This is a genomic window from Photobacterium indicum, from assembly GCF_003026215.1.
Lineage (GTDB): Bacteria > Pseudomonadota > Gammaproteobacteria > Enterobacterales > Vibrionaceae > Photobacterium > Photobacterium indicum.
The window spans coordinates 975,328-989,594 of record NZ_PYOC01000002.1 but is presented as its reverse complement, the minus strand read 5'-3'; the positions used below and the strand labels follow the sequence as shown (position 1 = coordinate 989,594).

General features: G+C 43.5%; 10 protein-coding genes and 1 tRNA gene. 8 read left to right on the top strand and 3 right to left on the bottom strand.

Annotation, left to right across the window (positions count from 1 at the left end; genetic code table 11):
- Positions 1 to 9: 9 nt before the first annotated feature.
- From C9J47_RS10405 to mepA, 3 genes are all read left to right on the top strand, one after another.
- A tRNA-Asp gene (locus tag C9J47_RS10405) sits at positions 10 to 86 on the top strand.
- 796 nt (positions 87 to 882) lie between these two features.
- Positions 883 to 1,863 (top strand): sugar-binding transcriptional regulator, encoded by a 981-nt coding sequence (locus tag C9J47_RS10395; protein ID WP_107253436.1) that lies wholly within the window; start codon positions 883 to 885, stop codon positions 1,861 to 1,863.
- 152 nt (positions 1,864 to 2,015) lie between these two features.
- The gene (gene mepA, locus C9J47_RS10390; RefSeq protein ID WP_107253435.1) at positions 2,016 to 2,828 is read left to right on the top strand and encodes a penicillin-insensitive murein endopeptidase; all 813 of its coding nucleotides are present in this window, start codon (positions 2,016 to 2,018) and stop codon (positions 2,826 to 2,828) included.
- A 53-nt stretch (positions 2,829 to 2,881) separates the two neighbouring features.
- On the opposite strand, the gene C9J47_RS10385 is transcribed toward mepA, so the two are convergent.
- The 3 genes from C9J47_RS10385 to rdgC form a co-directional block, all read right to left on the bottom strand.
- Positions 2,882 to 3,136, bottom strand: coding sequence for a YfhL family 4Fe-4S dicluster ferredoxin (locus C9J47_RS10385; RefSeq protein ID WP_107253434.1), 255 nt, complete (start codon positions 3,134 to 3,136; stop codon positions 2,882 to 2,884).
- A 4-nt stretch (positions 3,137 to 3,140) separates the two neighbouring features.
- The gene (gene trhP, locus C9J47_RS10380) at positions 3,141 to 4,547 is read right to left on the bottom strand and encodes a prephenate-dependent tRNA uridine(34) hydroxylase TrhP (RefSeq protein WP_107253433.1); all 1,407 of its coding nucleotides are present in this window, start codon (positions 4,545 to 4,547) and stop codon (positions 3,141 to 3,143) included.
- Positions 4,548 to 4,769: 222 nt separating this feature from the next.
- Positions 4,770 to 5,681 (bottom strand): recombination-associated protein RdgC, encoded by a 912-nt coding sequence (rdgC, locus tag C9J47_RS10375; RefSeq protein ID WP_211321736.1) that lies wholly within the window; start codon positions 5,679 to 5,681, stop codon positions 4,770 to 4,772.
- Positions 5,682 to 5,838: 157 nt separating this feature from the next.
- Between rdgC and C9J47_RS10370 the strand changes: the two genes are divergently transcribed.
- The 5 genes from C9J47_RS10370 to C9J47_RS10350 all read left to right on the top strand — a co-directional run bounded on the left by C9J47_RS10370 (position 5,839) and on the right by C9J47_RS10350 (position 14,258).
- Complete coding sequence (locus C9J47_RS10370) at positions 5,839 to 7,104, top strand: exonuclease SbcCD subunit D C-terminal domain-containing protein (RefSeq protein ID WP_107253431.1); 1,266 nt, start codon at positions 5,839 to 5,841, stop codon at positions 7,102 to 7,104.
- The gene (locus tag C9J47_RS10365; RefSeq protein ID WP_107253430.1) at positions 7,104 to 10,874 is read left to right on the top strand and encodes an AAA family ATPase; all 3,771 of its coding nucleotides are present in this window, start codon (positions 7,104 to 7,106) and stop codon (positions 10,872 to 10,874) included. Before C9J47_RS10370 ends, C9J47_RS10365 begins: the two co-directional genes overlap by 1 nt.
- 167 nt (positions 10,875 to 11,041) lie before the next feature.
- Positions 11,042 to 11,731 carry a phosphate regulon transcriptional regulator PhoB gene (gene phoB / locus C9J47_RS10360; RefSeq protein ID WP_011217478.1) on the top strand — a complete coding sequence of 230 codons (690 nt, stop codon included), beginning with the start codon at positions 11,042 to 11,044 and terminating at the stop codon, positions 11,729 to 11,731.
- Between the two features lie 165 nt (positions 11,732 to 11,896).
- A complete protein-coding gene (gene phoR / locus C9J47_RS10355) occupies positions 11,897 to 13,201 on the top strand; it encodes a phosphate regulon sensor histidine kinase PhoR (RefSeq protein WP_107253429.1) in 1,305 nt (434 codons plus the stop codon).
- Positions 13,202 to 13,295: 94 nt separating this feature from the next.
- On the top strand, positions 13,296 to 14,258 hold the full coding sequence (locus tag C9J47_RS10350) for a PstS family phosphate ABC transporter substrate-binding protein (protein WP_107253428.1): 963 nt from the start codon (positions 13,296 to 13,298) through the stop codon (positions 14,256 to 14,258).
- Positions 14,259 to 14,267: the final 9 nt, after the last annotated feature.

Here is a 14,267-nt window from a genome sequence, read left to right as displayed (position 1 = left end):
AGACACTGCGGAGTGGTAGTTCAGTTGGTTAGAATACCGGCCTGTCACGCCGGGGGTCGCGGGTTCGAGTCCCGTCCACTCCGCCATTATTGAAGAAGCCCTAATCGAAAGATTAGGGCTTTTTTTCGTCTGTAGAAAATGAAGACTGAATAGATACTGCGTAGTGGTAGTTCAGTTGGTTAGGCTTTTTATTGTAGAGCTTAGCGGCCTGTCATGCCGTGGGTCGCGCTGGTTTCGAGGTGAATAGAAAGTCTCGTTAACGTAGCCATTATTGAAGAAGCCCCTCTCTTTAAGGTAGAGCAGGAAAGATTAGTTTTTTTTTCGTCTATAGAAAATAAAAATTAGCACTGAATAGACATTGCAGAGTGGTAGTTCATTTGGTTAGGTTTTTATTGGAGAGCTTAGCGGCCAGCCACGCTGGGGGCGCGCTGGTTTTGAGGTAATAGAAAGTCCCGTTAACGTAGCCATTATTGAAGAAGCCCCCCTCTTTTAAGGTAGAGCAGGAAAGATTAGGGCTTTTTTACGTCTGGGCGATTTACACCAAACCAAATAATTTTTTGTTCATTTCGATCAATTTTCCTGTGCAATTTATGACTGTTAAGTTGTCTAGCTTGATAAAATATAGCTTTAGAGCTCCAGTGCTCAAAAAGCTGTACGATCTGTCAGCTCTTATTAATCAATGGCTTATACTGGATTTGTTGAATGAAGATAACGACCGTAATTTTGGTTATCTTTTCGGTGTAAATATTAAGAAAGGCTGTACAAGATAAGGGAAGATAAAGTCTGTAATGAATACATAGCTTTACTATCCATTTAACGGCACGCATATAGTAATATTGTCGGTAATGAATGCGCTAAATAGCAGCTAGGAAGGATCGTACGATGAGTGCAAATACCAATGATAGCCCACATGTTGATAGTGATTTATTGACCGAGATTGCTATCGCTTATTATCAAGATGGTGCGACTCAAGAAGAGATATCGAAAAAATTTGGTATGTCACGTGCCAAAGTGGGTCGTCTGCTTCGTCGTGCTCGTGAAGAAGGTGTGGTTGAAATTACTGTTAAATACCACCCTGTTTTTAGCGAAAAACTCGAGCAACAGCTTATTGAACGCTTCAATCTAAAGCGCGCATTGATCGCACTTGATCAGCCTGATGATAAAACTCAGCGACAGCAAGTCGCTAGCCTTGTTTCTAGTTATTTAGCCACGATTTTAACCGATGAAATGGTTGTGACGGTTGGGCAGGGGCGAAATATTGCTTCGATTGCTAGCCACATTGGTGTTGTTCCTCATAAGAAATGTCGCTTTGTGAGTGGTATCGGCGGTACTCACCGTTCAGGTAATGCCATTAATGCTGATCATATTTGTCGATTACTGGCGAAGAAATACGATGGCATTAGTGAGACCTTGTATGCACCAGCCTACGTTGAAGATATTAAAGTAAAAGAAGCCTTCATGAAAAATGGTACGGTAAAAGAAACATTAGACCGTGCTCGTCGGGCTGATGTTGCTCTAGTCGGTGTCGGTGATATGAATGAAAATAGCCACATGGTTAAACTTGGCTGGTTTACGCCGCAAGAAATTGTAGAAGCACGTATTCGAAAAGGTGTTGTGGGCGATATTGCGGGCTATGATTTTTTTGATAGCCAAGGTAATCAAGCCGATACAATGATGAGTGATCGGGTGATTGGCTTGAGTATGGAAGAACTGCGACATATACCAACAGTGGTTGTATCTGCAGCAGAAAATAGTAAAGCCTTAGCGTTGTTAGGCGCATTACGGTCGGGTGTTGTTGATGTTGTCGCGACCAGTGTGAGTAATGCTCTGACAATATTAAACCTTGATCAGCAAATGAAGTAGTAACATGTATCGATGATGCTAATAAATAATAAAAGCAGCCTATGAGCTGTTTTTTATTGCTATGCAACAGTGAGAGTGCGCTATGATTTCAATAATGGATTTAATAACAATATTGGGATGGTACTGTGAATAGAATACTTCTTCTTGCTGTTATGCTGATGAGCTACAGCTTGTCTGCTTCTGCTACACTTTGGGAAAAAGTAAAAGTACCGAGCAATGGCGTATCAAATTCTATTGGTTCATACAGTAATGGTTGCCTTGCTGGCGGTGAAACCTTACCGCTAGAAGGAGAAGGTTATCAGGTCATTCGCTCACAACGAGGTCGTTATTACGGCCATAGTGAGATGATCCAATTCTTAACCGAATTATCGTCAGATGCGCAAAAATTACGTCTAGGTAATATGCTAGTTGGCGATATATCAATGCCACGGGGTGGACGCTTTTCATCAGGGCATGCTAGCCACCAAACAGGGCTTGATGCTGATATTTGGTTAAAGATAGCTGATGCCCCATTGGAAAAAGAAAGCTTGGTAGAAGTACAGCCTCTTCCGATGGTACATATAAAGGATTATAAAATTAATAATAAAAATTGGAGTAACAAGCAGGCCTTGTTAATTCAATTAGCGGCCACTGATGATCGTGTTGCTCGTATTTTTGTTCATCCGGTGATCAAAGAACAACTGTGTAAATCGGAATGGCAAAACCGCGATTGGTTAAGAAAAGTGCGCCCTTGGTGGGGGCATTATTATCATTTTCATGTCCGATTAAGCTGTCCTGATGGCAGCACTAACTGTAAGGCACAAAACCCACCACCTCCAGGGGATGGCTGCGGGGCTGAACTGGCATCTTGGAAGCCACAAAAGAAAGTAAAACAAACCGCTCAGAACAAGAAAAAAGAAACCAAACCAAAGAAAAAGAAACCAGTAAAAATACCGCCTCCTCAATGTTTAGCTTTAATTCAGTAGTGATTACAGCTTGAATTCTAGGTATAAAAAAAGCGCCCTTAGGCGCTTTTTCCTTATGCCAAACCTTGCAAGGTGACAAACTTTTCAAGCAGTTCGTCTTCGGTTTCGACATTATCAGGATCGATGATAATACATTTTGAAATAGGGCATACAGACTGACACGTTGGTTTGTCGTAATGGCCTATACATTCAGTACAACGAGCAGGATCTATTTCATAGAACTCTTCGCCCATGGTGATCGCTTCGTTTGGACACTCAGGATCACACATATCGCAGTTGATGCACTTATCATTAATGAGCAATGCCATCAGATTATTTACCGTCTACAGAACCGTGAGGGCTACGAGTATCCTGACCATTGCTTAGGTTACGCATTAGTAGGCCGTACTCTAAGTCCATGTCTGCAGGTACTGGGATAAACATAAAGTGGCCATTACCTTTTGCATCATCAACAGATTCTGACTTGCGGTTTTCCATCATTTCAAGCGTGAAAACAACGTTGCCTTGCGGTGTCATCACTTCAAGGCTGTCACCAACCATGAATTTATTCTTAACATCTACTTCAGCAAGATCACCACGGCGCTTACCTGTGAACTCACCGACAAATTGTTGAGTATCAGAAATAGAGTAACCGTATTCGTAGTTTTGGTACGCGTCATGTGTATGACGACGTAAGAAACCTTCGGTGTAGCCGCGGTGAGCAAGGCTTTCTAGTGTGCCCATTAGGCTTTCATCAAATGGTTTGCCAGCTACTGCATCATCAATGGCTTTACGGTAAACCTGAGCTGTACGTGCACAGTAGTAGAAAGATTTCGTACGACCTTCAATTTTTAATGAGTGCACACCCATCTTCGTTAGACGCTCTACATGCTGGATAGCACGTAGGTCTTTCGAGTTCATGATATAGGTGCCGTGCTCATCTTCAAAAGCAGCCATTTTTTCTTCAGGACGGTGAGATTCAGAAAGCAGAATCACTTCATCCGTTGGCTTACCAAGACCAAGAGTGTTGTCAGGGCGAGTTTCTTGTACTTCAACTTCCTGTACGTTAACACCAGTATCAGCAGACTTTGCTTCTACGATCTGGCCGTTCTCGTTTTCTTTTGCTGCTTCTGCTTTGTATTCCCAACGACAAGCGTTAGTACACGTACCTTGATTTGGGTCACGCTTGTTCATGTAGCCAGACAGAAGGCAACGGCCTGAATAAGCCATGCAAAGTGCACCGTGAACAAAAATTTCTAGTTCTGTTTCAGGGCAGTGTTCGCGAATTTCTTCGATTTCTTCTAGTGATAGCTCACGAGAAAGAATAACGCGCTCAACCCCTTGGGTAGACCAGAACTTAACGGTTGCCCAGTTAACGGCGTTCGCTTGTACTGATAAGTGAATAACCACATCAGGAAAGCTTTCTCGTACCATCATGATAAGGCCTGGATCAGACATGATTAAGGCGTCTGGGCCCATTTCTACGATAGGTTTAAGATCGCGAATAAAGGTCTTTAATTTTGAGTTATGTGGCTGAATGTTACATACCACGTATAGCTTTTTGCCTTGCGCATGTGCTTCGTCGATACCAATCTTAAGGTTTTCGTGATTGAACTCGTTGTTACGAACACGAAGGCTATAACGTGGTTGGCCAGCATAGACGGCATCTGCACCGTACGCAAAAGCGTAGCGCATGTTTTTAAGGCTGCCCGCAGGGGATAACAATTCAGGTTTAAACATATCTCAAATTCTCGTTGTCTGATTGCAAATCAGGCCGCAATCACCTAGTGATGCGGAAGGAGCGCGGATTTTACTGTGATCGGTGCCTCATAGCAATTATCAGGCAAAAAAAGTGGTTATTCCGGTATGCAAAAACAGGATGAATCTGGAAAGTGGAGCTAACAGCTGTAAAAAAGAGCGCCGAAGCGCTCTTTTTAATGTTTGACTGGCTATAGAGAAGGATTAACCTTTTTCTTCTAAACCACCCAACACTTCAAAGACGTTTGGTAAGAATACCGAGAATTCACCACACATGAGTGATAAGTCTGCATCAATACGAGCTGCCATATCTTCACGGTCGATATCCTCGTTTTGATCTTTGATCTCATCAGAGAATTTCAGACGTTTAACGCTTAAATCATCTGCAAGAATGAAATCAATACGGTCTTGCCAGTTAAGCGAAAGCTTAGTGACCAGCTTATCTGCTTCAATGTGTGCCAGAATTTCGTCACAGCTTAGATCTTGTTGCTTGCAGCGGATAACGCCACCTTCTTCAAGAATGGCTTTAAATTCAGCTTCTTCACCAATAGTGAAGCCTGTTGGCGAGGTATTTGAACGTACCCACTCTGTCATTGTCAGTTCTGCAGGCTTTTCTGGCGTTACAGGCACAACCGGCAATGAACCGATAGATTTACGCAATAGCGCCAGTAAATCTTCAGCCTTCTTGTAGCTACCTGCATCAACCACAATGTAGCCTTGTTTCGGCATGATCAGTGCGTAGGTTTGCTGATGACGGCTAAATGCGCGTGGTAAAAGATCCATCACGATGTCGTCTTTAATCGAGTCTTTTTCGCTTTTCTTCAGCTTACGAGCCAGCTCTTGTTCCTGCATTTCTACTTTTGCATTAAGCGATTCTTTAATGACAGAAGAAGGCAGCATTTTTTCTTCTTTACGTACGCAAACAAGAATGTTGTCACCGACGACGTGAGTGAACATATCACCGTGCTTACCTAGCGCATGTACCCAACCAAACTTTTGGATGTCTTGGCTACCACAAGGTGTGAAGCGGAATTCTTCCAACTGTTTTTCGATCTGCTCAGGGTTTAAGTCGATTTCACGGGTAAAGCGATAGGTCAGTATGTTTTTAAACCACATCATGGTAGTTACAAATCCTAGGGTTGTGCATTTGAGGCTTAATACTATTGTATTGCTGCGGTTTTGTCGCAATTTTTCTGATGAGGATTTGCGTGGATATTACGATTTGTAGGGTACAATCGAGGAAGTTTTTCTTGGCTTGCGCATACATATCATAATGAAAATTCTTCACACATCAGATTGGCATCTCGGACACCAGCTACATGGTTATAGTCGTGATTATGAACATCAAACTTTTTTAGATTGGTTAGCCGATACTTTGGAACAACAGCAGATTGATGCCTTGTTGGTTGCGGGCGATATTTTTGATACTGCAAATCCTCCGGCAAGTGCGTGGCGCATGCTGTATCGATTTCTTGCGCGTGTCGCGAAAAGTTTGCCAAACCTTGATGTGGTGATGATTGGGGGAAACCATGATTCTCCAAGTAAGTTAGATGCCCCACATGAATTATTGAAAGCTTTTGATTTGCACATGGTGGGCGGTATTCACCGTGATGAAAGTGGACAGCTTGATCACGAGCGCATGTTGATTCCGATTACGAACAAACAAGGCGAGCAAGCAGCTTGGATATTAGCCGTGCCTTTTTTACGCAGCGCCGATTTGCGTACTGAAGATCTTGATGAAGATGATGATCGTCTGATTAAAGGCGTAGAAACCTTATATGGCGAAATGACAGAGGCTGCTCGTGCGTTACAGACAGATCAGCAAGCATTGATCGGTATGGGGCATGCGTATATGGCGTCTGGCAAATTATCTGAAATGTCGGAACGTCGTGTTTTGGGTGGTAATCAACATGCCTTGCCTGCATCCATATTTGCTGACGATATAACCTATGTTGCTCTTGGGCATTTGCATTTAGCCCAGCGTGTGGCCAAGAAAGAACATGTTCGTTATTGCGGTTCGCCAATTCCGCTATCAATGTCTGAACGCAATTATGCCCACCAAGCGGTTATTGTTGAACTCGATGGTAAAGCCGTCAGCCAAATTGAGTCGATAATGATTCCTCGTACCGTTGATATGTTGAAAGTGCCATCATCGCCGGCTCCACTCGATCAAGTGTTGGAAGCGCTTGAAGCGCTATCGGTTGATGAGGTACCCCGTGAGCAACAACCATTTTTAGAAGTGCACGTACTGCTTGATAAACCTCAAGCATTATTGCGAGAAAAAGTATTACAAGCCATCGATGGTAAAGCCGTGCGATTAGCTAAAATCACCCCGCATTATCAGCAACAAGAGCAACAAGATTCGTTGAATCATCGACGTTTATCAGATGTTTCACCCGAGCAAGTGTTCGCCTTAAGTTGGGCGAAGAAATATCAAGGTGAGCCAGATGAAGCGATGGCATCTGCTTTCGAACAGTTATTGATTCAAGTTGAAGATGCCCAAGATGGTGATGCAGTGCGTAGTGAAGGTGGCAAATAATGAAAATTTTAGCATTACGAGGTGAGAACCTTGCCAGCTTACAAAGCAAATTTGATATCGATTTTGCGGGTGGTCGTCTAGGTGAAGCGGGTTTATTTGCAATAACGGGAAAAACCGGTGCAGGTAAATCGACCTTACTAGATGCGATTTGCCTAGCGTTATACGATCGTATTCCTCGTCTGCAATCGAATAAAAAAAATGATGCTGAAATTGGGCGTGATAGTGATGAAAACCGAATTAAAGCGAACGATGTAAGAAGTATTTTATCTCGCGGCAAAGCAGAGGCATTTACCGAAGTTGATTTTGTTGCCAACGACGGTAGCCATTGGCGATCGCATTGGCATGTTCGTCGTGCTCGCGGGCGTGCTGAAGGGCGAGTTCAAGCTGCAGAACAATGGCTTGAAAACCTCGATACTGGGCAGCGTTTTGCGGGTAAGAAGCAAGAACTACAAGCTGAAATCGAACGCTTGATCGGCTTAACCTTCGAACAGTTTCGCCGTGCGGTGATGTTGCCGCAAGGGGAGTTTGCCGCGTTCTTAAAAGCGGGGGCTGATGATAGAGCTGCATTGCTAGAACGCATGACGGGCGGTGAAATATACGGACAATTGTCAGTGGCAGCTTATGAGCGTGCTCGTGTTGAAAAGCAGGCATTAACTCAGCTACAAGATAAATTGGGTGATATTGCATTGTTATCGGACGATGAAAAGCAATTGCTAAGTACCCAATGTGAGCAATTAAAACAACAAGTACAGCAATTAGATGCCCAGCTAAACGAATTTAAACAACACCAACAAACGTTAAAAACTGAGTCAGTGTTAGCAGCTCGTGTGGCTGAAACGCAGCTAAAAAGCACAGAAGCTCAACAGCAAAAAGAACAGGCTCTGCCGCGTTATGATCAATTAACGCTCATTGAAAAAGCACAGCCAGCCCATCGTGATTTTTCTTTGCTTCAACAGGTCAGCTCACAATTAACCAAGATTGAACAAGCACTCGTTCTCACAGAAAAACAATTAGCAACAGAGCAACAAAAGTGTGTAGATGCAGATTTACAGGCAAAGCAAGCGGCAGAAGCGTTAAACCAGCTTGAGCAAGAGTGGCAACAATTAGAACCCAAAATAAAAGAAGCCGCTAAGTGGGATCAGCAAGCCGATGGTTTGCGTATTCAGTTAACTGAGCAGGAAAATGTCTTTCAGCAATATAGCGTTATTATCACAGAGCAGCAGCAACATCTTCAGGTAATTCAACAGCAACAACAAGTGCAGCAGCAGCGTCAGCTGCAATTGTCGGCTGCTCTTGAGCAAAGCCATACATTCAAAGGTGTGGCTGAGCAATATGCTTCTGTTGAAGATAACCTACAGCAATATTTAGCGGCACACCGCGCTTACTCGGTACTGCGTAAAGAAAAGCTGCAAATAGAATTTGAACAAGACAATAATCAGCAGCAGCGGGTAGTACTAGAGCTGCAAGTACAAACACTGAAAATTAATAAATCGGATTGTGAAGCGCAAAGCAAAACGCTTGATCTTGAACGGTTAGAGCAACAGCAAACGCAAGAGCGCGCACAGTACGCAGAAAAGCAGCAACATCGCGATGTATTGCGTCAGGCTATTTCGGGAACCAAAGAATGGGTATCGCTGCTAGTTCAAGCTGGCAAGTTGCAAACAGAGCAGCATGAATTACAGGGTGTGTTAGCGCAATCAGAGCAACGTCTAACGGTATTGCAGCCAGAAATTGATATTCTTTCGGTTCAGCAGAAAGAAGTTGAGTACATGCTGCAGCAAAGTCGCGCTGTCATGAATTTGGGTGATTACCGCAATGAATTAAAAGATGAAGAAGCTTGTCCGTTGTGTGGTTCGCTTGAGCATCCTTATGCGATCAGTAATCCTGTTGTTGATGGATTATTACAAAGCCAACAACAACGCTTACAAACGCTGACTAAGCAACTGCAAGATGGTGATGTCGAACGACGCCAGCTTCAGCAATCATTACCTAGAGATCAGCAACGTTTGGTCTTGCTTAATACTGAATTTCAGCAGCTTAATATCCGTATTGAGCAGTTATACACGCAGTATGAAAGCATATTTCTCGCAGTAAATAGTGCTGAAGTAATACAGCCACAAGCTGATCTTCAAACACTCAACCAGCAATTGCTCCAATGGCAGCAAGACGTTGAACAGGCTGACAATGATCTAAGAAAACTACAGCAAAGCGGTGAACAACGTCAGCAGCAAATCGTGTTGGGGCGTCAGTTGCACACTCAGCTACAGCAGCTTCAACAGGATGAGTCAAAGTTAACCAAGCAGCTTCATGAGTTAGCGCAAGCCGCTATGCAATGGCAAGAGCGTCTTAAATCACTTGAAAAGCAAAGCGCAACTCAAGAGGCAATACGAACGTCACGCTCGAATGCATTGAATGAGCAATACACCAGCAACGTGTGGCTTGAGCAATTAAAAGCACAAGGTGAAGAAGGATTCTTCCTGCAGCTTAATCTGGATGTTCAACAGTTCATGGCTAACCAACGTGACTTACTGGCTAGTGAAAAGTTACTGGCAGAGCTTGCGCCTAAAATAGCAGAAGCAGAAACGTTACTGCAAAATACCCAAAAGCAATGTTCAACCACGGGTGAAAAAGTCGCGTTGCTGAAAAAAGACATTCAACAAATTTGGTTAAAACGCGTCGAGATTATTGGTGAAAAAAATCTACAGCAAGTAGAGCAGCAACATAAACAAACGTTAAAAACGCAACAAGAATCACTAACCCAAATACAAGCGGTGCAACGTCAGTCGGGTGAAGCACAAGCAGCCGCAGATGCCGCACTGAAAAGTGTCCAACAGCAACAAATAGAGACGCAGAAAGAACAACAAAAAGCAGTAATACGTTGGAATGAATGGCAGCAAAAGCTAACGTTAACCGAACAACAGCTTACGGCACTACTGAGCAAAGACGATGCGTGGTTAACTCAAGAGCGTGAAGCGCTAAAGTTGATTGAACAGGCGCTATCTTCCGCGTTAACGGTATTAGTGGAACGCGAACAAGCGGTTATTGAACATCAAGCATTAGCAGCTTTATCACATCAGTGGTTAGTACAGCATGAGCTGGCAGAAGACAGTGAGCAGCAAGCTGAATTAGTTGCTGATTGGAACCAGCAAAAAAGTGCACTGGATGAGCAAGTCTTCCAACATCGTCAACAATTAGAGTTGGCGAAACAAGCTGAGTTACAATCAGGCGAATTGACTCAGCAGCTTATAAAGCAGCAAACGCAAACCGAATTGTGGCTACAAATGAATGAGCTGATTGGTTCGGCGACGGGTAATAAGTTCCGTACTTTGGCGCAGGGTTTAACATTGCAACAATTGGTAATTTTAGCCAATGAGCATCTGCAAGATTTAGCACCACGCTATGCTTTACAGCCCGTACCGGGCAGCCCGTTAGCACTGCAAGTGATCGACCATGATATGGGGGATGAAGTGCGCAGTGTTGAATCACTATCGGGTGGTGAAAGTTTCTTAGTGTCTCTTTCTTTGGCGTTAGCGCTTGCTTCACTGGCTGCGGATACGCGTCAGCTAGGCTCTTTGTTTATCGATGAAGGCTTCGGCACATTAGATCCTGATAGTTTAGAGATGGCATTAGCTTGCCTTGATGCATTACAGGCCGATGGGCGTCAGATTGGGGTGATTTCACATGTGGGCACACTGGTCGAACGTATTGGTGTACAGGTTGCGGTAGAGGCAGTCGGTGGCGGTCGTAGCCAAGTATCAATTAAGGGCTAAACGTAACTAATTGAATACATATGAAGAGTCATTAAGACAATAAGACACCAGATGCATTGCACTTAGATAAACACTTGGTTACGTTTTTATCGCCAAGAGTCACAAAAGTGTCATACTTAACACACATAATGACGCTCAAATACAGCAACTACTAGGTAAGTATCACTATGGTAAGAAGGATTCTTGTTGTAGAAGACGAAGCACCAATCCGCGAGATGTTGTGTTTTGTTCTAGAACAAAAAGGCTATCAACCAATTGAAGCCGAAGATTATGATGATGCATTAGAAAAAATTTGTGAACCTTATCCTGAATTAATTCTAATGGATTGGATGTTACCGGGTGGCTCAGGCATTAACCTGATTAAGCACCTAAAGCGTGATGAGCTAACGCGTCAGATCCCTGTAGTAATGTTAACTGCACGTGGTGAAGAAGAAGATAAAGTGCGTGGCCTTGAAGTGGGCGCTGATGATTACATCACCAAACCATTTTCACCTAAAGAGCTAATGGCACGTCTTAAAGCGGTAATGCGTCGTGTATCACCTACGTCATTGGATGATGTTATTGATGTACAAGGTTTAAAGTTAGATCCTGTGTCGCACCGTGTAACAACGAATGATGAACCATTAGACATGGGGCCAACAGAGTTTAAGATGCTGCATTTCTTTATGACACACCAAGAGCGTGTGTATAGTCGTGAGCAGCTATTGAACAATGTGTGGGGTACTAACGTGTATGTTGAAGATCGCACGGTTGATGTACACATTCGTCGTTTACGTAAAGCGCTTGAAGCGGGCGGGCACGATAAAATGGTACAAACAGTGCGTGGTGCGGGTTACCGATTCTCGACACGTTTGTAATGGTGTGCTTTAGTATAACGATCGTTTAGTACAGTGACTGTTTTATAAACAGTGTCTATCAACAGCAAAGTATGATCTCTATTGCCACACGGTGAATGAGAGAACAGAAGTATATTGAAAAGCGATGAAGGGGCGAGAGCTAATCTTCATTGATATGGAGTTTTAATGGTTGAGCGGTTGTCGTGGAAAAAGCTGGTTTTGGAACTGGCTCTTTTTTACTTTCCTTGGGTAATTCTCGGTTTAGTGTTTGGCTATTTGCCGTGGTTCTTATTGGTTGCAACCTGGATTCAGTTAATCTGGCATTTTCATAATCAATTGAAGATGTCTGACTGGCTATGGAAAGAACGTAGCCTGACTCCCCCTTCTGGTTCCGGTAGCTGGGAACCGCTTTTTAATGGCATGTATCGTTTGCAGCAGCGTAATCGCCGTCGTCGTCGAGAACTTGCTACATTAATTCGCCGTTTCCGAAATGGCGCAGAATCTATGCCTGATGCCGTTGTTGTTTTTAGAAGCGAAGGCAATATTGTTTGGTGTAATAAACTGGCACAGCACTTATTGGGTTTACGTTGGCCAGATGATGCAGGCCAGCCGATCAGTAATTTATTGCGTAGCCCTGATTTTGTTCGCTATATCGCCAAGCAAGAATTTGAGCATCCGTTAGAAATCACTTCACCGCTTAATTATGACCGTACATTAGAGCTGCGTATCATGCGTTATACCGAAGGCGAATACCTGATGGTGGTGCGTGATGTTTCTCAATTGAAGCAGTTAGAAGGTATGCGTCGTAATTTCTTTGCTAACGTTTCTCATGAATTACGCACCCCAATGACAGTACTGCAAGGTTATCTGGAAATGTCGAAAGACCCAGAAATGCTGGTGGGGCCAATGTGGGGTAAGGCACACGGTGTAATGACCGAGCAACTTGTGCGTATGAACTCTTTAGTTGAGCAGTTACTGACGCTCTCTAAGATTGAAGCAGCCCCGACGATAGAGCTAGAAGAAACCGTTAATATTCCTGCCATGCTCGACATTCTAGAGAAAGAGGCCATCTCGTTAAGTGGTGATAAAAATCAACACTTTACGTTTGATGTTGATGCATCATTAAATGTCTTCGGTGATGAAGATCAGCTACGCAGTGCCGTGTCTAACTTGGTATATAATGCCGTTAAACACACCCCTAACGATGCCAATATTACAGTGCGTTGGTATCTCTCTGCTGGTGGACCAAGGTTGGAAGTGACTGACAGTGGAGAAGGTATTGGACCACAACATATTCACCGTTTAACAGAGCGTTTTTATCGGGTTGATAAAGCGCGCTCACGTGAAACGGGTGGCAGTGGCTTAGGCCTGGCTATTGTGAAGCATGCGCTGAGCCACCACGATTCACAACTTGAGATTGAAAGTGAATTAGAAAAGGGCAGTACCTTTTCTTTCACCTTGCCTCAACGATTAGTAGCGAAAGCAGCATAATAGCGACGCGAACAAAGCATCAATCAATAGCGACCATAGAAGGTCGCTTTTGCCATTTTATTTTTGGCTGAATGTATAAGGACAACCATCTTATATGAGTGTAATTCGCCGTATTCTTCCCATGATATTAGCATTCAGTATGCACAATGCTTGGGCATTAGATGCTGATTTAGCCGAATACCAAAAAATCAGTGGTGTCTCTGGTAATTTATCGTCTGTCGGTTCAGACACGCTCGCCAATCTGATGACCTATTGGGGCGAAGAATTTAAACGTAAATACCCGAATGTGAATATTCAAATTCAAACCGCAGGTTCATCTACAGCCCCTACCGCATTAACAGAAGCAACGGCTCAACTTGGCCCTATGAGCCGTAAAATGAAGGCCAAAGAAATTGAAGCGTTTGAACATGAATACGGTTATAAGCCAACAGCTATTCGTGTCGCCATTGATGCTTTAGCAGTGTTTGTTCATGAGGATAACCCGTTAAAGGGCATTAATTTTGAGCAGCTTGATGCCGTATATTCTCGAACGTATCGCTGTGGTGCAACGCAGCCTATTACACGTTGGGGTCAATTAGGTTTAACAGGGCGCTGGGTTGACCGAGATATTCAACGCTTTGGACGAAATTCGGTATCAGGTACGTATGGTTATTTTAAGCTACGAGCACTATGCAAAGGTGATTTTCTTAATAATGTTAATGAGCAGCCAGGATCGTCATCCGTCGTACAGTCGGTATCAACATCATTGAATGCGATTGGTTACTCTGGTATTGGTTATAAAACGACGGGTATTCGTGCGATTCCAGTAGCGAGAGAGGGAGATAACTATGTGGATGCAACGATTGAGAATTCGATAAATGGCAGCTACCCACTAGCTCGTTACCTGTACGTATATGTTAATAAGCATCCGAATAAACCATTGGATCCGATTTTAGCTGAATTTTTTAAATTTGTTTTATCGCACAATGGGCAAAGTGTCGTTGAAAAAGATGGATATATACCCTTACCAAGCGGTGTTGTAAAAGCCGATTTAGCCTTGCTTAAGTTGTTGAATTAAAACTGATTG

Excerpts from the sequence above, each read along its gene's own strand:
- C9J47_RS10370 (WP_107253431.1), top strand. The coding sequence starts at position 5,839 with ATGAAAATTCTTCACACATCAGATTGGCATCTCGGACACCAGCTACAT.
- C9J47_RS10385 (WP_107253434.1), bottom strand. The coding sequence starts at position 3,136 with ATGGCATTGCTCATTAATGATAAGTGCATCAACTGCGATATGTGTGAT.
- phoR (WP_107253429.1), top strand. The coding sequence starts at position 11,897 with ATGGTTGAGCGGTTGTCGTGGAAAAAGCTGGTTTTGGAACTGGCTCTT.
- phoB (WP_011217478.1), top strand. The coding sequence starts at position 11,042 with ATGGTAAGAAGGATTCTTGTTGTAGAAGACGAAGCACCAATCCGCGAG.
- C9J47_RS10395 (WP_107253436.1), top strand. The coding sequence starts at position 883 with ATGAGTGCAAATACCAATGATAGCCCACATGTTGATAGTGATTTATTG.
- mepA (WP_107253435.1), top strand. The coding sequence starts at position 2,016 with ATGCTGATGAGCTACAGCTTGTCTGCTTCTGCTACACTTTGGGAAAAA.
- rdgC (WP_211321736.1), bottom strand. The coding sequence starts at position 5,681 with ATGTGGTTTAAAAACATACTGACCTATCGCTTTACCCGTGAAATCGAC.
- trhP (WP_107253433.1), bottom strand. The coding sequence starts at position 4,547 with ATGTTTAAACCTGAATTGTTATCCCCTGCGGGCAGCCTTAAAAACATG.
- C9J47_RS10365 (WP_107253430.1), top strand. The coding sequence starts at position 7,104 with ATGAAAATTTTAGCATTACGAGGTGAGAACCTTGCCAGCTTACAAAGC.
- C9J47_RS10350 (WP_107253428.1), top strand. The coding sequence starts at position 13,296 with ATGAGTGTAATTCGCCGTATTCTTCCCATGATATTAGCATTCAGTATG.